Source organism: Acinetobacter sp. YH01004 (genome assembly GCF_013420455.1).
In the GTDB taxonomy this organism is placed as follows: Bacteria; Pseudomonadota; Gammaproteobacteria; order Pseudomonadales; family Moraxellaceae; genus Acinetobacter; species Acinetobacter towneri.
This window is the reverse complement of sequence record NZ_VOXZ01000002.1, coordinates 223,831-241,914: the sequence shown is the minus strand read 5'-3', so window position 1 is coordinate 241,914 and position 18,084 is coordinate 223,831. Positions and strand designations below refer to the sequence as shown.

The window sequence follows — 18,084 nt, the reverse complement described above, 5'->3', positions numbered from 1 at the left end:
AATGTATTACCTCGGACTTGATGGTATGTTTAAACCAATCTCGCTATATATAGGGTTGAGATATACGCGCGCTCGGCGCAGTAACCACTTTATTTCTTTTATTGCCTTAGTTTCGATGATCGGTCTAACTTTGGGTGTTGCCGTGCTCATTACCGTACTTTCGGTCATGAATGGTTTTGATCGTGAATTAAAAAATCGTGTCTTGGGCATGATACCTCAAGCCACTGTTTCATCAACACAAATTTTAACAAATTGGCCAGAACTTGCAACGAAAGTTGAGCAACATAAGCATGTTGTTGGTGCTGCACCATTTACGCAATTGCAAGGCATGTTGACTGCACAAGGGCAAGTGTCGGGCATTATGGTCACGGGAATTGAACCCGAATACGAAAAGAAAGTATCCATCATTCAAAACCACATGGTTGCAGGCAGTATCGACAATCTGAAAAAGGGTGAGTTCGGTATTGTTTTGGGCAAACAAATGACTGATGCCTTGGGTTTGGGTTTAAACGACAGCATCACCTTGGTTTTACCTGAAGCAACGCCATCCCCTGCAGGGGTTGTACCGCGTTTTAAACGCTTCAAAGTGGTTGGTATTTTTAGTATTGGTGCAGAAGTCGATTCGATGATGGGATATATCGCCCTGAATGATGCTTCGACTTTGCTGCGTTTACCCGATGGTGCGCAAGGTGTACGTTTAAAACTGGATGATATTTTTGCTGCACCACAAGTATCTCGAGATATTGTGCAAGAGCTACCTGCCAATTTTTATGCTTCGGACTGGACTTATACGCACGGCAACTTGTTTAGCGCCATTCAAATGGAAAAGGCGATGGTGAGCCTATTGTTATTCCTAATTGTTTTGGTGGCTGCATTTAATATCGTGTCTTCTTTGGTGATGGTTGTGACCGATAAAAAATCGGATATTGCGATTTTAAGAACTTTGGGTGCATCACCAAGCACGATTACCAAAATTTTTATGGTGCAAGGTACGGTCATTGGGGTTATTGGTACGGTTTCAGGTGCAATCTTGGGGATTATTTTCGCGTCTAGTATCAGTGGTTTTATTGCATGGTTGAATAATGTATTAGGGCTAAATTTATTTGATGCTTACTTTATCAACTACTTACCTTCATATTTAAGATGGCAAGATGTGGTGGTGATTGTGAGCTTGTCGTTAATTTTAAGTTTCTTGGCGACGATTTACCCTGCGTTACGTGCCGCGAAAATTCAACCAGCAGAGGCATTGCGTTATGAGTAAGATTGTTCTGGAAGCCAAGCAAGTTTCTAAACACTTTACCGATGGCAAAACCACTGTTGAAGTGATTCGTGGTCTAGATTTACAAGTTCAGCAAGGGCAGTTTGTGTCGATTGTCGGAGCGAGTGGTTCGGGCAAAAGTACCTTATTGCATGTGTTGGGTGGTTTAGACCGTCCAAGCACAGGCGAAGTATTTTTACATGGGCAGCGTTTTGACAATTTAGGCGAAGCTGAACGCGGCTATTTGCGTAATCGATACCTCGGTTTTGTTTATCAGTTTCACCATTTATTGCCTGAGTTTAGTGCGCTTGAAAATGTGGCGATGCCGTTAATGTTACGCGCAGGCACGAACTATAAAGAGGTGAAGGCACAGGCAGAGTATCTGCTTGAGCGTGTCGGTTTGTCGCATCGTTTAACCCACAAACCGGGTGAGCTTTCTGGAGGGGAACGTCAGCGTGTTGCATTGGCACGTGCGTTGGTGGCGAAACCCGCACTCATGCTTGCCGATGAGCCTACTGGAAACTTAGACCGCAAAACTGCAGTTAAAATTTTTGAATTGCTGCGTGAATTACGCAGTGAATTTAACATGGCGATGCTGATTGTGACCCATGATGAAGAACTGGCAAAATCTGCCGATACCATTCTGCACATGCAAGATGGTGTTTGGGTAGATGCTTAGGGGCATAGCTCGTAAAGCCGCTCAAAAGCGATTGCGTTTAAAATAGCAATTGCTGGAATAAGATTGTTTTGTTGAAGCCCACTTCGGTGGGCTTTATGATGCATGCCAATAAAAATAATAAGTTTAATATTCATGCTGCAATTGATGGGACTAGCTTGGGTGATTGGGATCGCCTGTGTCGGAATACGTTCTTCTTCTTTTCCAATACATTCATTGACTTCCATGCCTAGTGCAATGGTTTTACTGATTTTATGCAGTATCGTTGTGCAATACTTGTTGCAAGCTCGCTTATCTTCAATCTATTGGAAATGTTTGAATGTAGGAGTGGCAGGTGTTTTGAGTCTTGTTTTCGGTTTGATCTATGCGGATACGCAGATGCAGCAGCGTTTGCAATGGCGTGAACTACAACCTGAATTTGCTGAAGTCGTGGTTTATGTCAGACAGTTAAATCAGCTAAATGACAACAGCATTTCACAAAGGGTTGAGGTGTTAAACCGACATCCTCAAACAGTGACATGGTTAGCAACTTTAGCACAAACTCAGGTAGATCAAGAGCAAAATTTAGAACTTGGACACTATTACAAATTAAGTGGAAAAATTCGCCCTGCGCATAGTTATGCCACAGCAGGTGCATTTGATGTAGAGCGGTGGTATTTACAGCAAAATATTATGAGTGGTTTTCGGGTTGAGCAGATTCAGCCTATCTCGGCTGAACAAATTTATGCCATGGGGTTTACACAACATTGGCGTGCCCAACAGACGCTATGGGCAAAATTTCGATTATGGATTGAACAGCAGCGTTATCAAATTCGACTGTTTATTCAGCAGCAACCTTTGCATCATCAAGGTTTAATTCTTGCATTACTCACAGGAGATAAAAGCCTATTAGATGCAGAAACTGAAGCACAGTTTCAGCGTTTTGGAATTAGCCACTTATTGGCTATTTCAGGGCCACATGTGCTGATTTTTGCAGGCATGCTATGTTGGGCATTACGTCAGCTGATTAGGTATTACCGTCCGCATTGGTATTTGTGGATGCCTAAACAATACTTGCTCATGTTGCCATTTTTAAGTTGTGTATTGCTGTACACCGCCTTTGTCGGTTTTGAAATTCCTGCATTAAGAACCTTGCTGATGTGCAGTCTAGTGACAGTAATGTTAGTGCTGAAGCAGAAGCTTCAAGGCTTTGCCTTGCTGATTTATAGTGCTGCCTTATTATTATGGTTTGATCCTTTAAGTGTACTGTCTGCTGCTTTTTGGCTGTCTTACGGGGCCTGTTTTATTCTACTGCGTATTTATCAGAGCTTGAGTGCGCAACCACGTATAGAGCTGAATCGTTGGCAGCAACTGAAACATGCCAGCAAAATTCTAATCGAGTCGCAATGGAAAATTTTTATTGCCTTATTTCCTTTGGTGATTGTGTTTTTTAAACAAGTGGCGTGGATTGCACCGCTTATTAATATCATCGCAATTCCATTGATTGGTATGCTGATCGTGCCTTTAGATGTTTTGGCAGGAATTTGCTTTTTTATTTTTGAACCCTTGGCGTCAATACTGTTTCAATTGAATGATCTAGCTATGGCTTTGTTGCGCTTGATTTTTCAGGGGATGGAAACCATTTTTGCACCACAGTTGCATACTTTGTCGATGTCTGTGGTGGTATATGTCTGTCTTTGTCTAGGCTTATTTCTGCTATTTTTACCACAATCGGTATTACCTAAAACTTGGGCAATCTTGTGTTTTGTTCCGTTGGTTGTAGTAGATAGCCAGCGGCAACCATTTGAATTAACAGTACTCGATGTGGGGCAGGGACAAGCTTTATTTTTACGTTCAGGTCATTACAATATGATGATTGATGTGGGCGGTTCTTATGATGAAAGTAAGTTTAGTATTGGACAGCAAATTTTACGTCCATTTTTAGCGGTACATGGCGTCAAGCAACTGGATTTGGTGATTTTAAGCCATTTAGATCAAGACCATAGCGGTGCATTTTCTTATTTGCAAAATGAAGTCAATATTCAGCATGTCTTTGCCAATCAGACCGTAGATGTGGCAGTAAATAGCAAGTTTAATTTGTGTCAGCAAGGGCAACAGTGGTCTTTACCACATCAGGTACAGATACAAGTTTTATCTCCTAAACCGAGTCAATTACCTTATGCCGCACAGCAACAAAATGAGTTGTCATGTGTGTTGTATATTTCAGTGCCATCCGCACAGCCATATCAGCATTTTTTAGTGATGGCCGATACAGGCTGGGCAACTGAATATCAAATTTTACAGGATTATCCTGATTTAAACGTGGATGTTTTAATTTTGGGGCATCATGGCAGTAAACACAGCTCTGCTTATGATTTTTTAGCACATTTTCGGCCTAAACTGGCTGTGGCATCGGCAGGTTTTGACAATCGTTATGGGCATCCTAGCCCTATCGTTGAGCAACGTTTAGCCGATCTGAATATTCCATTCATGCATACGGCTCAGCATGGAAGTTTACGTTTTTATTTAGATGCGCCACAACGCATGCTTATACAGCCGTATCGGCAACAGAAGTTGTGGCTGCAGCGTTAACTTGATTCTGAGCTTGCATGCGCACAGCCTGAACATCAGCCAAGGCTTCATGCGCAGGCTTGTGATAAACCCCGCGTAAATCTGGATGGGCTTTGTATCGTTTATAACTCCAATGATAATGCGCAGGATAACGACGAATTAGGTCTTCAATTTCACGGTGAATAATTGCTGTACCAGCATTGGCATTACTTTCATAAATTTGTTCGTCAATCGCTTCGATATGAATATCAAAACCCTGATTTTCATTTCTCAATGCATATAAAAGTAGGGCGCTGGCTTTAGTTTTTTGAATTAGTTTGGCACTTAAGTTGCTCGATTCCAAAGGGATGCCAAAAAATGGAATCATTTCACCGCCCACATTGGGAGTATGATCAGGCAGAATCACCGTAGTACCGCCTTGTTTCAGGGCTTTAAAAATCTGACGCACGCCAGACTCATCAGTTGGAACTAAATTCGCCTGTTCACGGCTACGTGCCTGACGAACAAAGTCATCTGCAGCAGGATTTTTCACTGGCTTATACATAATGGTCATTGGGGTAAATTGTGCAATCCATGCATTCATAATTTCCCAAGTGCCAAAATGCGGCACAATCAACACCACGCCTTTTTGTTGGGCAAGTGCTTCTTGTAATAAATCTAAACCGTGTACTTGATGAATTCTTTGAATATTCTTTTGATTGCTTGAGCCCCAAATATGAAAAAACTCAAAATAAGAGGTGAGTTCGTTACGAATCGCTTGTTGGGTAACGAGTTTACGTTGCTGAACGTCTAATTCAGGAAGTGCAATTTGTAAATTCAGTTCAATGGTTTGTGAGGTTTTACTTAAACGTAGACGATTGACCAAAAAAGCCAACGATTTGGCAAAAATACGCGCAACAGACAAAGGCTGACGACTGACAAAATGCAGCAAGCGCGATAAAGACGTTGTAGGTGCAGGTTGGGTCATAATGACAGCGTCAATTGGTCAAAAGAATAAAGATGCGAAATATTATAGGAGAAAATACAGGCTTTAGACAGTTTTTGCCAATTCCGTGTATATAATGGAGCAAATTTACTATTTTTTGGATTGTTTCATGTCCGATTGGCCACCAAAACCACAAAATGAATCGCAGCAAATCCCACCACATGCACAGCAGCCAACAGGCAATGAGTGGAAACTATTAGAAAAAGCAGTTTTAGCCTCAGTTGAAGAACAACGTCGTGCACGCCGTTGGGGAATTTTCTTTAAGTTTTTAACTTTTGCCTATATTTTTTTGCTCTTGGTCATTATGGGCAAAGGCTGTAGTACCACGACGACGAATCCATCTGCCGCGAGTCCGCACATAGCGGTGGTTGATATTGTTGGAACGATTGCATCAGATAAGCAAAGTGTGAACAGCAACGACACCATTAAGTCGCTGAAAAAAGCCTATGAAAATAGCAACAGTAAAGCCGTAGTGCTGAACATCAATTCACCTGGCGGTTCACCTGTACAATCCGATGAAATTTGGCAAGAAATTCAATATCTGAAAAAACAGCATCAGGATAAAAAACTGTATGCTGTCATTGGCGATACTGGTGCCTCAGGTGCCTATTATATTGCCTCTGCTGCCGATGAAATTATTGTCAATCCATCTAGTTTGGTGGGTTCAATTGGTGTAATTATGCCAAATTACGGCCTGAGTGGTTTAATGCAAAAAATGGGTGTGGAAGATCGCACTATGACTTCGGGTGAAAATAAAGCCTTGTTGTCGATGACGCAACCTGTCGATCCTGCACAGAAAAAGCATGTGCAAGCAGTATTGGATAATGTGCATGGTCATTTTATTCAAGCGGTGAAAAATGGACGTGGTGCGAAACTGAAATCACAAGATCCTGCGATTTTCTCAGGTCTGTTCTGGACAGGTGAGCAAGCCGTGACTTTAGGCATTGCCGATAAGATTGGCAGTTTAAATAGCCTGAAGCGTGATTTAAACCTAGATAAAACAGTGAACTATACCATTGAACATAGTCCTTTAGACTCTGTGTTGGGTCGTATGGGTGCAGCAGTGGGAGAGGGCTTTGCCACTTCTTTATCTCAACATATTCAGACTGAGCAAAACGCGAAATTACAATGAAACCACTGATTCATTTTGCGCATGCCAATGGCGTGCCATCGAAGGTTTATCAAAAACTGTTTGATTTACTTAAAGATGATTACGATGTGATTTACGTCCCTTTGTTGGGGCCAGATAAGCGTTATCCGATTGATAATCATTGGCAAAGCTTAACCCAACAAGTGATTGATAGTGTTGTACGTCAAGCTCAGGGACGTAAAGTGATTGCGTTGGGGCATTCTTTAGGTGCAGTGTTGTCGTTTCAAGCCTCTTTACAACGCCCTGAATTATTTGAACAAGTGATCATGCTTGATCCACCTTTAATTATGGGTAAAGCATCGGTGTTTTTACATTTTGCCAAAATGTTTAAGCTTAAAGCAGTAGATCAACTGTCGCCTGCATCTTTGTCTTTGCGCCGTCGTGATCATTGGGAAAGTCGTGAGCAAGCAGCAGACTTATTGCGTCCGAAAGGTTTTTATCAAGATTTCGATGCCGATTGTTTTCAGGCTTATATCGAGCATGCTTTGACTGATGACCATGTGCGAGGCGGAGTACAATTGACCATTCCAAAAATGGACGAGGTCAATATTTTTAGAACCAATCCATCACTGTGGTGGTTACCGCAAGCAAAACTGCAAGTGCCGACAGAATTGGTGATTGCAAAAAAAGGGCCGTTCTTAAAAGCAGGTTTCCCACAAATTACCGCCAAGAAATTCAACATTGCTTATCAGGTGGTTGAAGGTGGACATATGTTCCCTTTAGAAAAACCTGAAGCGACGGTGCAGTTGATTAAAGATTTGATTCAAGCACAGCAGAGTAAAGCTGCTTCTGTTTAATTCAGTCTGAACCAAATACGAACCATAAAAAACGCCTGATCAACAGGCGTTTTTTCGTATATATCAAAAGCTACATACTTAAAGAATATTTAAAAATTGCAAAACTGCACAGGTTGTTGTATCAGTTGTTGGCGATACATCACACCTTGCGCAGTGTGCTGAATGGTTCCGTTACAAATCCATTCAACCACTTGCGGATAAATCAAATGCTCCAACACATGCACACGGTTCGCCAAGCTTTCGGCATCATCGTGGATGTTTACTTGCAACACACCTTGTGCCAGTGCTTGACCTGCATCTAATTCAGCAGTGACATAATGCACGGTACAACCATGTAAAGTATCGCCTGTATTGAGTACACGTTGATGGGTGTGCATGCCTTTATAATGCGGCAAGAGTGAAGGATGAATGTTGAGCATTTTACCTTCCCAAGCGTGCACAAATTTGGCACTTAAAATACGCATAAAGCCCGCAAGCACCACCAAATCAACATCCCATGCAAGTAATTGTTGATGCATGACATCATCAAATAATTCACGACTCGGATATTGTTTGTGCTCAATCACTGCAGTTTGAATCCCTGCTTGTTGAGCGCGTTGTAAAGCATAAGCATCAGGCTTATTGGAAATAACCCCAACAATTTGCCCTGAAAGATTGGCATCTATCAGGGCTTGTAAGTTACTTCCGCTGCCTGAAACGAGGACAGCTATTTTGATCATCTGAGTCAAATCACGCAAAAATTACGCGAATTTTTTCATCTGCGCCTTCAACGGATTCGGCGTTGTCTTGAATATGACCCATCACCCAAGCTTTTTCGCCAAGGCTGTTGAGAAGTTCAACTGTTTTGTCTGCATCGTTGGCATCTACAACAACAACCATACCTACACCACAGTTAAAGGTGCGATACATTTCAAACTGTTCTACACCGCCTTCACGTTGTAACAATTTGAACAGTTCTGGCCATTCCCAAGATGATTCGTCAATCACTGCTTGCGCACCATTTGGCAATACACGTGGTAAGTTACCTGGTAAACCGCCACCCGTAATGTGCGCCATAGCATGCACATCAACTTGTTTGCACAGTTCAAGCATTGATTTGACATAAATGCGTGTTGGTTCCATGGCAACGTCAGCCAGTGGACGACCATCAACCAGTTGAGTTAAATCAACATTTTTTACGTCTAAAATTTTACGAAGTAAAGAGTAACCGTTTGAGTGTGCACCTGAAGAAGCGACACCAATCAGAACGTCACCAGCTTTTACTTTAGAGCCATCAATAATTTTGCTTTGCTCAACCACGCCCACACAGAAGCCTGCAAGATCGTAATCTTCACCTTCATACATGCCTGGCATTTCAGCAGTTTCACCACCTACAAGCGCACAGCCTGCAAGCTCACAGCCTTTACCAATTCCTGTAACAACATTGGCTGCAACGTCTACATTTAAGTGACCTGTTGCATAGTAGTCTAAGAAGAATAAAGGTTCAGCACCGCACACCAGTAAGTCATTTACACACATTGCCACCAAATCTTGACCAATTGTGTCATGGCGGTTTAGGTTCAACGCTAAACGTAATTTAGTTCCTACACCATCTGTGCCAGATACGAGCACAGGTTCTTCATAACCTTTCGGAATTTTACAAAGTGCGCCAAAGCCGCCTAATCCACCCATCACTTCAGGACGAGTCGTGCGCTTAGCGACAGATTTGATACGATCGACTAACGCGTCGCCCGCTTCAATATCGACACCAGCATCTTTATAGCTTAAACCAGTGGTTGGGTTAGAAGTTGAGTTGCTCATAATGAAGTCTCCGCATTCGCGGGGCGATTATACCTGAATATACGAAACTCTTATGTTATTTATGCGCTAAAATGCTATCTTTATTCAAATATTTTAACTTCTATAACGAATAAACTGAAAAAAGGCGAATTTCTATGGTCGATCGTACCTTGCGTCGCATTTTTATCCTGTCTGGGATAGTTCTGCTCCTTTGGGTGCTGTACTTATTAAAACCGGTTGTCATTCCTTTTGTTGTTGCATTTTTCATGGCTTATTTATTTAGCCCATTGGTTGAACAATTTTGCAAAGTCGGTTTGCCACGTTGGCTATCTATCAGTTTGGTTTTTATTGGGATTGGCATCGCGCTGACTTTGGCAGTTTGGTACATCATTCCTTTGGTTTGGAAGCAGTTGATGATTGCGCGTGACAGTATTCCTGTCGGTATTAACTGGATCAATTCGACCTTCTTGCCGTGGGTGTCTTCGACTTTTCATATTGAAGAAATGGAAATTGATACCTCGCACATGAGCAGCATCGTCATGGATTATGTGCAAACCAATTATAGTGCCGATAGTATTCAGGCCATGTTATTGAGTGTTGCACAGTCTGGTCTGAATTTTATTCAAATTGGTGGTACCGTAGTGCTGATTCCAATTATTGCTTTCTATTTTCTACTCGACTGGCAGCGTATGCTCGACAGCCTGCGTCGCTTAATTCCGCGTCCTTATGAGCAAAGCACTTTAGCTGTGGTGCAAGAATGTCACAGTGTATTAGGTGCTTTCGTTAAAGGTCAGTTTTTGGTGATGATCTTGTTGGGCGTCGTTTATGCGACTGGATTGCAACTGATTGGTTTAGAAGTCGGTTTGATTATTGGGATGGTTGCGGGACTTGCTAGTATTATTCCGTATTTAGGTTTCGCTGTAGGGATTGTTGCAGCCATTATTGCCACTTTCCTACAATTTGGCATTGACTGGATGCAATTGGTTTTAGTCCTTGTGGTCTTTATGATTGGACAGGCGGTGGAAGGCTATATTCTACAACCGTTTTTATTGGGTGATAAAATCGGGCTTTCGCCAGTCGCGGTGGTGTTTGCTGTTTTAGCAGGTGCACAACTGGCTGGATTCATGGGTATGTTGATTGCTTTACCAGTAGCAGCAGTGATTGTGGTTTTACTGCGTCATTTACGTGATTTTTACGAAAAAAGTTATTTGTATGGGCAACCTGTGGTGGTGTCGGAAGATGGTGCATCGGGTGACATCAGCATTGATACAGCACAAGTTCATATTGATATTGAGCTTGATCCTCAGTCAGCAAATTCACTGCAACAGACTGAAAAATCAAGTAAGATAAAGCCCTCAGATCAGCAAAACTCCTAGGTGATTACAATTCTATGCGTCAACTGCAGTTAGATATCGAGCCTCAATTAGATGCACGGATCAGTGATTTTTCTGGTCCGGGTTGGGGGCATGTGATTGATGCAGTTCGACAGCTTCATGCAGGATTGGTCAATCGCTTTTATGTCTATGGTGGTGCGGGCACAGGCAAAAGTCATTTATTGTCTGCAATTTGCGATTCCTATTTAGAAATTGGCAAATCAGCTATTAAAGTATCCTTACTTGAATTATTGGATGCCCCAACAGAAGCAATTACCTCTTTAGACCGTTATGATTTGGTTGCTTTAGACGATATTGAAGCGATTAGTGGTGTACCACATTGGCAACGTGCGGTGTTTCACTTAATCAATTACAGCAATGAGGTTGGTGGTCAGTTGGTGTTTTCATCACGTTTTGCACCGATTGAATTAAAGCTTGAATTGCCCGATTTGCAATCACGTTTGACGCAGGCAGTGAGTGTTAAAGTGCCTTCAGGCAGTTTGTATGCAGACCGACAAGCTTTAGTGAGTTCCGTGTTAGAGCGTCGCGGGATTATCATCGACCCACAAATTATTGATTATTTGTTGTTACATGGCCCACAGCAGACCTCGATTTTGCTGCAAAGCCTTGAACAGTTGGTGCAATTACTTAAAGGAGAGAAAACGAAATTAAGTGGAGCAAACCTGCGTCAGATTTATGCTTTAATTGACGAATATCGGTAAAAATTAAAATTACTTGAGAATTTGCGCAAGCTATGCCAAATTATTCGGAAAATAATTCGAAGTTGCAGGGAATTTGCAACTAAAGAAGAAAAAAAACAAAGAAAATTACAAGGAGTACGCTTATGCTCAAGCAGAGCATCGGCATTGGTATGCTGTTTATCGCAGGTCATGCATATAGTAGTAATATCATTGTCACCACCACTGCTGACACCAAAGCAGATGATCAACAATGTTCTTTGCGTGAAGCCATTGAGTATATTAATTTAGGCATGCCCGAAGAAGGCTATTTGGGCTGTGGCGGCAAAAATGCCTCAAGTGTGATTTTATTAGAAAAGAAAGCCGTCTATCAAATTGATACTCAACTTAAAATTACAGAAAACCTTGAAATTAAAACCACCTATGACAGTAGTCTGAATGATAAAACTGCCCCAGGTTTGAATAATGCCACGATTCAGATGCGCGGCAATGAGCGAATTTTCCACATTGAAGATAGCAAGGATCGTTTCTTAAAAGTTTCTTTAAAAGAATTAACTTTACAGGGCTGCGGTGAGGAACGCTGTCGTCAGCAACAAGGTGGTCTGATTTATAATAATGAACATTTAATTTTAGACTATGTGAAACTGAGTCAGGGTGTAGCCAATCAAGGTGGGGCAATTTATAACCTCGCACAAATGACTGACGAGAAGATCCCTGCAGGTTTTATTGAGATCAAAAATAGCTTGCTTGAAGCTAACCAAGCGCAGGAAGGTGGCGTCATTTATACGCAATTCCCACGCTTTGTGATTACAACTTCAGTATTTAAAGGCAACAAAACCATATCAGTTGCTTCAGCCAATCTCTATTCTGCAGCAAGTTTGGCAGATGAAGAAATCAAAGCCTTTCCTAGTATGGGGAATATGATCGTGAGCAGTACTTTTACTGCAAATGAAGGCTATGTCATGAATGTGCTGGATGATATTGGTGTCAATAACATTAGCTTGATTGGTAACAGCCGTGGTGTGTATCTCAACGCACCTTTGGGTAAAGCCTATATTGCCAATAGTGTGATTTTGGGTAATCCACATCCTGTGAGTGTGAATACTGCAGCAAACTGTGTGCAAGCAGGTTCAGATGCAACAAGATTGCAAAATAATTTAGTCGGCGCAGGCTGTGGAGCAGGCGATAGCAACTATCCAAATACGCTATGGACTGCAAATTCGGTGCTTGCAGGTAATCTGCTTGAAGGTGCATGCCAAACCCTCAGTCAAGATAAAACGGCACTCTTTTGTCCATATCAAGTTCCTGAAAACTCATTCTTGGGCTTTATGCGCCCACGCGTATTGCTCAATTATAACAGCCTGAAAGATTCTGTGGTGTTGAATCAGGGGCAATTACAACTGGGGGATAATACGGTAGTCGGTTGTGCTGCTTCAGATCAGCGCGGTAAAAACCGTCAGTCAGATATTACCTTATGTGACCGTGGTGCAATAGAGGTGATGGTTCCTGAAACTATGGGGCTTATAGGTCAAGATATTTTGGCGGGTCAAATTGCTAAAATGTCGGTGAGTGATTTGTTGGGTGATAGTGATTTGGTGCCTAAAGAATTTTGTGATCAAGTCTATCCAAACAATCCGACAGGCCAAGCATGGCAAGCAGGTTGTGTGCAAATTGAGCAACTCGATACACGTTCTAAAGGAAAATTGACCGTAGATGAGTTGGGGAATTTGGTATATACCCCAGATTCTGCTTGGCATGGTGCAGATGTTTTTAAAATTAAATTAGTCACCAGTACCACACGTTTTAACAGCACAACACCTTATATGGAAGTGAAAGTCCAAGTTATTCAAGAACATGAAAATCGTATGGAAAGCGATAAAATAAAAGTTTCTGGCGGTGCATGGAGCGCTTACGGATTAATGGCTTTATTGGGCTTGTTGGGTTTACGCCGTAGAAAAGCATAAAGGATGAATATGAAAAATAATAAAAAAACACTATTAGGGATAATGGTGCTGTCTGCTATGTCGCTTATGGCAGCAGATAATCGTGTGATTCAGGTCACGACCTTTGAAGATCAAAATGGTGAAGACTTAAGCAAATGTTCATTACGTGAAGCGTTAGTTGCGGCCAAGCAGAATATTGCGTTCGGTGGATGTAGCGCAGGCAATACCAACCGTGGTGCAACCGATATGATTCAGTTGCAGGCTGGGGAATATATCTTAAACTCAGAATTACGCCCGCAATCTATGGTGCGTATTTATGGGGCGACAGCGGTCGACTATAACCAAGTAGATCCAATTACACATCGTTATCCTTCAATTGCACCGTTAAAAACCACTATTAATGCACATGGCAATAGCCGCATTATCAATACTTCAGATACCCAAGCCAGCGTGGCGCTATACGATGTCATTCTAAAAAATGGGAATGCCCATGGTGGTGGTAATGCAAACCCTGCAGATGCAGGCAAGGGTGGTGCATTATTTGTGGCAGGCCCATTAGCTGCGAACAATGTCGAAATTCAAAATTCGCATGCAGAACAAGGTGGTGCAATTTACGTTGTTGCTCATCAAGCGGAGCGTCAAGTCAATTTAGAAAATGCTTATATCCATGCGAACCAAGCCAAAGTAGGTAGTGTGTTGGCAATGGATTGTAGTGCCAACTTGGTCAATACACGCTCTATGGTGAAAATTGACCGCAGCAGTATTGTGAAAAATGGTGCTGCAAATAGTCTTAGTACTTTTGATCTTTGCGGCCAACCAGATCTTGCGTTGACTGCCAGTACGATTGCACAAAACCAAGCTGATACCAGCAAAGGTCATATCTTTAACTTAAGTAATGCAGAAAATCATCCGCTTAGCACTTTGTCACAGGTGTATTTGCAAAGTAATACCATTGTTGAAAATAAAGCATTGAGTACTTTGTTTTATGACAATTATCCACGTATTGTCCTCTCTTTTAATATGTTGGCCTTTAACCAAGGTAAATCTTGTCGTTATGCATTCCCTGCGAGCTTAGAGCAGGCGCGCAACATCAACACAATTCGCAATGCCTTATTCGCAATGGGATCAGCGACAGAGCAAGGCGAGTGTGATTTGCCTGAAACAGCAAATAGTTCTTATGATGGTGCTAAAAATTTGGATTTGACAGGGCTTAGCTTTGATCAAGTATTGCAGCCCTTGCAAGAACCATCTGCTTATAATTTATTCCTGCCGTTGTATTATCCAAAACTTGGTTCAGACCCTGCGAAAGATTTGATTGATGTAAACAGCATGGGGTGTAGTGATTATGAACAACGTGGTTTAGCGCGGGTGAGTAATGCAACTTTAACTTTAAATCCTGATGCAAAAAATACCTGTGAAATTGGCTCTGTAGAAGTGATGCGCTTAAATGCAGCCGATATTCAAAGCTTGCGTAATGTCTCTTATGAAAGTTTATTTGCCAATTATCAGCAACAAATTGACCGTATTCAGTCTGCGATAGATCAAAGTAAAGATGCTGCATCTTCGGTCGTTTCTCAATCGCGTACTGATTTGAAAACGATGCAGGATTTGTTGGCGAATACCAAAGCTAAGCAGCAATATCGTGCCATTTATGTTGATCCATTTGCGATGGCATTAAAGCAAGATGAACCAACTGCAGATGGGAAATTTGTTCAGTTAAGACAGCTTAATTCTGACAACTTTAGCATTAGCACTGAAGTATTGGGGATTGGTGCAATTTCGGGTTCAGGTACCACATTTAGTACCGATAAATTGACCCAAGATCCACTATTCAAATGTGAATGGGATGCACAGTTGCAACGGATTGTGATGTATCGACTGAATGATAAAGTCACAGAAGCAACCGATTCAGCGTATTGTAAATACACCATTACCTCAAAATTGGACAGTAATTTGCATTCTTCGGGCTTACTTGAAGGTAAATTTAGCAATATTGCCCCAATTGCAAAAGATGATCGTGTACGACTTGAATATGGTACAGACCTCAAAGTGAGTTTTAATCCATTGCTGAATGATAGCGATGCAGGCGATGGTTCTATCAGCACTTTGAAAGAAAATACCAATAAGCCTGCATTCTATAAAGATAGTACAGGACAAGAACTGGCAATTCGTTTTACACAAGTACCTTCAGGTGTGGTACTTACGGCAGATCGTCAAGCACCTTGTCCTGGGGATTATGCACGTGAAATTTGTTATGGTGGCAATATTCAGGTTCAAGTACGAAATAGCTTTAGCCCATTTGATTATGAGCTGAAATACACGATTTTCGATCATGAACTGGAATTATCGCCTGAAGCGACCATTACTTTAGAAAATACAGCGAAAAATACCAATTATGAAGCCAGTGGTGGCGGTGGGGGAAGCTTAGGTTTCTGGGGTATGTTTGGTTTAATCGGATTGGCGTTCTATCGTCAACGTCCAAGAAAATCGTAATCTACCGACTCTTTATTGCAAAAGCCTCATCTGTTTTACACGATGAGGCTTTTGTTATTGGTGACTTCAAGTACTTTCTATTATCCATGAACAGATAAAATTAGTGACTCATTGCAGGCTGCTGATATTTAAGAATGTATTCCTGACGAATTAAAGGTCGTTGTTCAGGTGTTGCTTGTTGCAAGCGTTGTCCTAATTCACGACGTTCTTGCGTGCTCATTTTTTGCCAAGTTTCACGCATTTTTTGTTTTTCGCTATCAGGCAGTTGAGTAAACCAATCCATCCGCTGCTGTAAAGCTACGCTTTTTTCTGCAGGAATTTCTTTTAAGTTTTGATAGCGCTTAATTAAGGCCAATTGTTCTTCTTCAGAAAGAGTTTCCCAGGTTTCTGAAATTTGCGTATCTGCATCTTTGGAAAAAATCCAAAAACGCTCAAACCCTGCAAAACTGGTTTGTAAAAAACTGAGCGCACAACACGCAATCACAATTCGTTTAGCTGCCATGTGGAACTTTGTCCTCACCCAACACCATTAACATTTCTAAATCTTCCACCATTTGTGGAGAAAGTTTAGGAACAGATACAGCTTGATTCTGCGGCTGTGTGGTCATTTCCATTGAATTTGGCAAGACCACAAAACCTGCAATTGCCGCAGCCAATGCAAAACCTGACATTTTCCAAAGCCCATAGCGCGATGTTTTCTTGTCTTGAATATTGTCCAAGACATGATTCATGACCGCGGCTTTGTCTTGATGGTGGCGAGCCAATCCATCAAGTTTAGATGTCACTTGTTTTAAGAAATCATCTTGTTTCATTCTGATGATCCTCCCAGATACGGATTCATATGTGCCAAACTGTTGCGTAAAGCTTGAATAGCACGGTGATAATGCGTTTTTACACTGCCTTCAGTGCAGTTCATAATTTGTGCGGTGGTTTGCGTATCAAAACCTTCCCAAGCACGTAACATAAAAGCTTGTTGTTGCCGCACAGGAAGCCCCGCAATTGCTGCCTGAATTTCTTCTACAGTCACAGCTTGATCTAAAAACTCTGCAGGATTGAGTGCTTGCTCATCGACAATATCAAGTTGTTCAACATCGTCATCATCTAAACTGATTTTTTTGAACCATGAAAACGGTTGAGCGCGGCGAGCTTCTTTACGACGCCAATCTTGTAATTTGTTATTTAAAATGGTGTAAAACAGGGGATACCATTCCTCTGTGGCTTTGTCAGCATAAGATTTATGCAAGGAAATAAAGGCTTCTTGCACCAAATCCATAGCAATGCCGTGCTGTCCTTGCGTTGCACTTTCCATCATCACTAAGGCACGCCCCGTTACTTCTTGCATAAAATTCTTCAGACGTTGCTCAGCCGTACTCTTAAGAGCACTCAAATTTTCCGAGTGTGACGACTTCGGGTTTAAATCCATAGAGATGGAAAATCCTGTCATTGGATACCCACGATTATTTTTAACATCATATTTTTATAACGCTAAAAACAATGGTTTGGTTGACATTGCAAGTTATTATTTTCAGTCTAATCTATTTTTTTTGCAGGGCTAGTCTTTTTAAAATAAATTAACCATTTACAGACGTTGGCGTACCATTTCAAAGAAACAGATTGAGCCTGCAATTGCCACATTCAAAGATTCCTGTCCACCTGGTTGTGGAATACTTACCGCTTCTGCATGCTGTAAGGCATAATCGGACACACCTTGACCTTCATTGCCTAGAATCCAGACGCAAGCCTTACGCAGATTTTTGGAATAGAGACTTTCTGCATGGTGTGAACTGGTCACATATACAGGAATCTGAAATTGTGCTAAGACATCTTCGAGTTCAATATTTTCAAAGGTATGCAAGCTAAAGTGTGCGCCCATGCCTGCACGTAACACCCGTGGCGACCAAAGTGAGGCAGAGCCTTTGGTACAAATAATTTGTTCAATACCTGCTGCTGCTGCAGAGCGCAATAAGGTGCCGACATTACCCGGATCTTGCACATTTTCTAAAATCAGTGTGTCTGCTTTAAAGTCTAAAGCTTGGCTTGAACTTGGCACGTCGACAATGGCTAAACAGGCAAGGGAAGTGCCTAAAGTGCTTAAATCTTTATATAAAGATTCGCCAATGACAAAGACCACGCCTGTGTATTTAGCCAAAATACGCTCATAGTCAGGATGGCTTAGTGCATGTTCGGTGGTAAAAATCGAATTGATTTTTTTATTTTCATGTAACCACGCCAGACACAAATGTGTACCTTCAAGTACCGTTTGTCCCTGTTTTTTGCGATAGTTATTTTGTTCAATTAAACCACGTAAGTGTTTAATTTTCGGGTTATCTTTTGATTCTAAAAAAATCGTAGGCATGCGATAAAATCCACAGCAGTCAGCGA

At 41.7% G+C, this 18,084-nt stretch carries 17 protein-coding genes; 9 read left to right on the top strand and 8 right to left on the bottom strand.

The window, feature by feature from the left end; all coding sequences use genetic code 11:
- The first annotated feature begins 25 nt into the window (after positions 1 to 25).
- Together FTT71_RS01605 and lolD are read left to right on the top strand one after the other, a co-directional pair.
- The gene (locus FTT71_RS01605) at positions 26 to 1,261 is read left to right on the top strand and encodes a lipoprotein-releasing ABC transporter permease subunit (RefSeq protein WP_104853304.1); all 1,236 of its coding nucleotides are present in this window, start codon (positions 26 to 28) and stop codon (positions 1,259 to 1,261) included.
- Positions 1,254 to 1,937 (top strand): lipoprotein-releasing ABC transporter ATP-binding protein LolD, encoded by a 684-nt coding sequence (lolD, locus tag FTT71_RS01600; protein WP_180008355.1) that lies wholly within the window; start codon positions 1,254 to 1,256, stop codon positions 1,935 to 1,937. Before FTT71_RS01605 ends, lolD begins: the two co-directional genes overlap by 8 nt.
- Here lolD and FTT71_RS01595 read toward each other — a convergent pair.
- A complete protein-coding gene (locus FTT71_RS01595; RefSeq protein WP_180043280.1) occupies positions 1,934 to 2,161 on the bottom strand; it encodes a hypothetical protein in 228 nt (75 codons plus the stop codon). The genes lolD and FTT71_RS01595 overlap by 4 nt on opposite strands.
- Between FTT71_RS01595 and FTT71_RS01590 the strand changes: the two genes are divergently transcribed.
- A complete protein-coding gene (locus FTT71_RS01590) occupies positions 2,070 to 4,505 on the top strand; it encodes a DNA internalization-related competence protein ComEC/Rec2 (protein ID WP_180160668.1) in 2,436 nt (811 codons plus the stop codon). The two genes, FTT71_RS01595 and FTT71_RS01590, sit on opposite strands and share 92 nt — an antisense overlap.
- Here FTT71_RS01590 and FTT71_RS01585 read toward each other — a convergent pair.
- On the bottom strand, positions 4,462 to 5,451 hold the full coding sequence (locus FTT71_RS01585) for a lysophospholipid acyltransferase family protein (protein WP_168541743.1): 990 nt from the start codon (positions 5,449 to 5,451) through the stop codon (positions 4,462 to 4,464). The genes FTT71_RS01590 and FTT71_RS01585 overlap by 44 nt on opposite strands.
- 127 nt (positions 5,452 to 5,578) lie before the next feature.
- Between FTT71_RS01585 and sppA the strand changes: the two genes are divergently transcribed.
- Both sppA and FTT71_RS01575 read left to right on the top strand, forming a co-directional pair.
- Positions 5,579 to 6,601, top strand: coding sequence for a signal peptide peptidase SppA (gene sppA, locus FTT71_RS01580; protein WP_180160667.1), 1,023 nt, complete (start codon positions 5,579 to 5,581; stop codon positions 6,599 to 6,601).
- On the top strand, positions 6,598 to 7,416 hold the full coding sequence (locus FTT71_RS01575) for an alpha/beta fold hydrolase (RefSeq protein WP_004971819.1): 819 nt from the start codon (positions 6,598 to 6,600) through the stop codon (positions 7,414 to 7,416). The genes sppA and FTT71_RS01575 overlap by 4 nt, the downstream gene beginning before the upstream one ends.
- An 89-nt stretch (positions 7,417 to 7,505) precedes the next feature.
- Here the strand turns inward: FTT71_RS01575 and purN are convergent, their stop codons facing one another.
- Together purN and purM are read right to left on the bottom strand one after the other, a co-directional pair.
- Positions 7,506 to 8,135 (bottom strand): phosphoribosylglycinamide formyltransferase, encoded by a 630-nt coding sequence (gene purN / locus FTT71_RS01570; protein WP_104853305.1) that lies wholly within the window; start codon positions 8,133 to 8,135, stop codon positions 7,506 to 7,508.
- Between the two features lie 10 nt (positions 8,136 to 8,145).
- Entirely contained in the window at positions 8,146 to 9,216 is a 1,071-nt protein-coding gene (purM, locus tag FTT71_RS01565) for a phosphoribosylformylglycinamidine cyclo-ligase (protein ID WP_104853216.1), read from the bottom strand.
- Positions 9,217 to 9,350: 134 nt separating this feature from the next.
- Here purM and cxpE point away from each other — a divergent pair, with 134 nt between their 5' ends.
- The 4 genes from cxpE (at position 9,351) to FTT71_RS01545 (ending at position 15,702) form a co-directional block, all read left to right on the top strand.
- Positions 9,351 to 10,571: a chloramphenicol efflux transporter CxpE gene (gene cxpE / locus FTT71_RS01560; RefSeq protein ID WP_167845886.1), complete on the top strand. Its 1,221-nt coding sequence runs from the start codon at positions 9,351 to 9,353 to the stop codon at positions 10,569 to 10,571.
- A 14-nt stretch (positions 10,572 to 10,585) separates the two neighbouring features.
- The gene (gene hda, locus FTT71_RS01555) at positions 10,586 to 11,290 is read left to right on the top strand and encodes a DnaA regulatory inactivator Hda (protein WP_004971812.1); all 705 of its coding nucleotides are present in this window, start codon (positions 10,586 to 10,588) and stop codon (positions 11,288 to 11,290) included.
- 122 nt (positions 11,291 to 11,412) lie between these two features.
- Positions 11,413 to 13,230, top strand: a complete 1,818-nt coding sequence (rbtA, locus tag FTT71_RS01550) for a rhombotarget A (RefSeq protein WP_167845887.1) — start codon at positions 11,413 to 11,415, stop codon at positions 13,228 to 13,230.
- Between the two features lie 57 nt (positions 13,231 to 13,287).
- On the top strand, positions 13,288 to 15,702 hold the full coding sequence (locus tag FTT71_RS01545; RefSeq protein WP_228153770.1) for a CSLREA domain-containing protein: 2,415 nt from the start codon (positions 13,288 to 13,290) through the stop codon (positions 15,700 to 15,702).
- A 100-nt stretch (positions 15,703 to 15,802) separates the two neighbouring features.
- Here FTT71_RS01545 and FTT71_RS01540 read toward each other — a convergent pair whose 3' ends face one another.
- The 4 genes from FTT71_RS01540 to FTT71_RS01525 all read right to left on the bottom strand — a co-directional run bounded on the left by FTT71_RS01540 (position 15,803) and on the right by FTT71_RS01525 (position 18,058).
- Entirely contained in the window at positions 15,803 to 16,204 is a 402-nt protein-coding gene (locus FTT71_RS01540; protein WP_004971806.1) for a DUF3106 domain-containing protein, read from the bottom strand.
- The gene (locus FTT71_RS01535) at positions 16,194 to 16,514 is read right to left on the bottom strand and encodes a hypothetical protein (RefSeq protein WP_004971804.1); all 321 of its coding nucleotides are present in this window, start codon (positions 16,512 to 16,514) and stop codon (positions 16,194 to 16,196) included. Before FTT71_RS01535 ends, FTT71_RS01540 begins: the two co-directional genes overlap by 11 nt.
- On the bottom strand, positions 16,511 to 17,125 hold the full coding sequence (locus tag FTT71_RS01530) for an RNA polymerase sigma factor (RefSeq protein ID WP_180043365.1): 615 nt from the start codon (positions 17,123 to 17,125) through the stop codon (positions 16,511 to 16,513). The genes FTT71_RS01535 and FTT71_RS01530 overlap by 4 nt, the downstream gene beginning before the upstream one ends.
- A gap of 156 nt (positions 17,126 to 17,281) precedes the next feature.
- Positions 17,282 to 18,058, bottom strand: a complete 777-nt coding sequence (locus tag FTT71_RS01525) for an RNA methyltransferase (protein WP_004971802.1) — start codon at positions 18,056 to 18,058, stop codon at positions 17,282 to 17,284.
- Positions 18,059 to 18,084 lie beyond the last annotated feature (26 nt).

Excerpts from the sequence above, each read along its gene's own strand:
- FTT71_RS01575 (WP_004971819.1), top strand. The coding sequence starts at position 6,598 with ATGAAACCACTGATTCATTTTGCGCATGCCAATGGCGTGCCATCGAAG.
- purM (WP_104853216.1), bottom strand. The coding sequence starts at position 9,216 with ATGAGCAACTCAACTTCTAACCCAACCACTGGTTTAAGCTATAAAGAT.
- cxpE (WP_167845886.1), top strand. The coding sequence starts at position 9,351 with ATGGTCGATCGTACCTTGCGTCGCATTTTTATCCTGTCTGGGATAGTT.
- FTT71_RS01605 (WP_104853304.1), top strand. The coding sequence starts at position 26 with ATGTTTAAACCAATCTCGCTATATATAGGGTTGAGATATACGCGCGCT.
- sppA (WP_180160667.1), top strand. The coding sequence starts at position 5,579 with ATGTCCGATTGGCCACCAAAACCACAAAATGAATCGCAGCAAATCCCA.
- lolD (WP_180008355.1), top strand. The coding sequence starts at position 1,254 with ATGAGTAAGATTGTTCTGGAAGCCAAGCAAGTTTCTAAACACTTTACC.
- hda (WP_004971812.1), top strand. The coding sequence starts at position 10,586 with ATGCGTCAACTGCAGTTAGATATCGAGCCTCAATTAGATGCACGGATC.
- FTT71_RS01585 (WP_168541743.1), bottom strand. The coding sequence starts at position 5,451 with ATGACCCAACCTGCACCTACAACGTCTTTATCGCGCTTGCTGCATTTT.
- FTT71_RS01540 (WP_004971806.1), bottom strand. The coding sequence starts at position 16,204 with ATGGCAGCTAAACGAATTGTGATTGCGTGTTGTGCGCTCAGTTTTTTA.
- FTT71_RS01530 (WP_180043365.1), bottom strand. The coding sequence starts at position 17,125 with ATGGATTTAAACCCGAAGTCGTCACACTCGGAAAATTTGAGTGCTCTT.
- purN (WP_104853305.1), bottom strand. The coding sequence starts at position 8,135 with ATGATCAAAATAGCTGTCCTCGTTTCAGGCAGCGGAAGTAACTTACAA.
- FTT71_RS01590 (WP_180160668.1), top strand. The coding sequence starts at position 2,070 with ATGCTGCAATTGATGGGACTAGCTTGGGTGATTGGGATCGCCTGTGTC.
- FTT71_RS01545 (WP_228153770.1), top strand. The coding sequence starts at position 13,288 with ATGTCGCTTATGGCAGCAGATAATCGTGTGATTCAGGTCACGACCTTT.
- FTT71_RS01535 (WP_004971804.1), bottom strand. The coding sequence starts at position 16,514 with ATGAAACAAGATGATTTCTTAAAACAAGTGACATCTAAACTTGATGGA.
- rbtA (WP_167845887.1), top strand. The coding sequence starts at position 11,413 with ATGCTCAAGCAGAGCATCGGCATTGGTATGCTGTTTATCGCAGGTCAT.
- FTT71_RS01525 (WP_004971802.1), bottom strand. The coding sequence starts at position 18,058 with ATGCCTACGATTTTTTTAGAATCAAAAGATAACCCGAAAATTAAACAC.
- FTT71_RS01595 (WP_180043280.1), bottom strand. The coding sequence starts at position 2,161 with ATGGAAGTCAATGAATGTATTGGAAAAGAAGAAGAACGTATTCCGACA.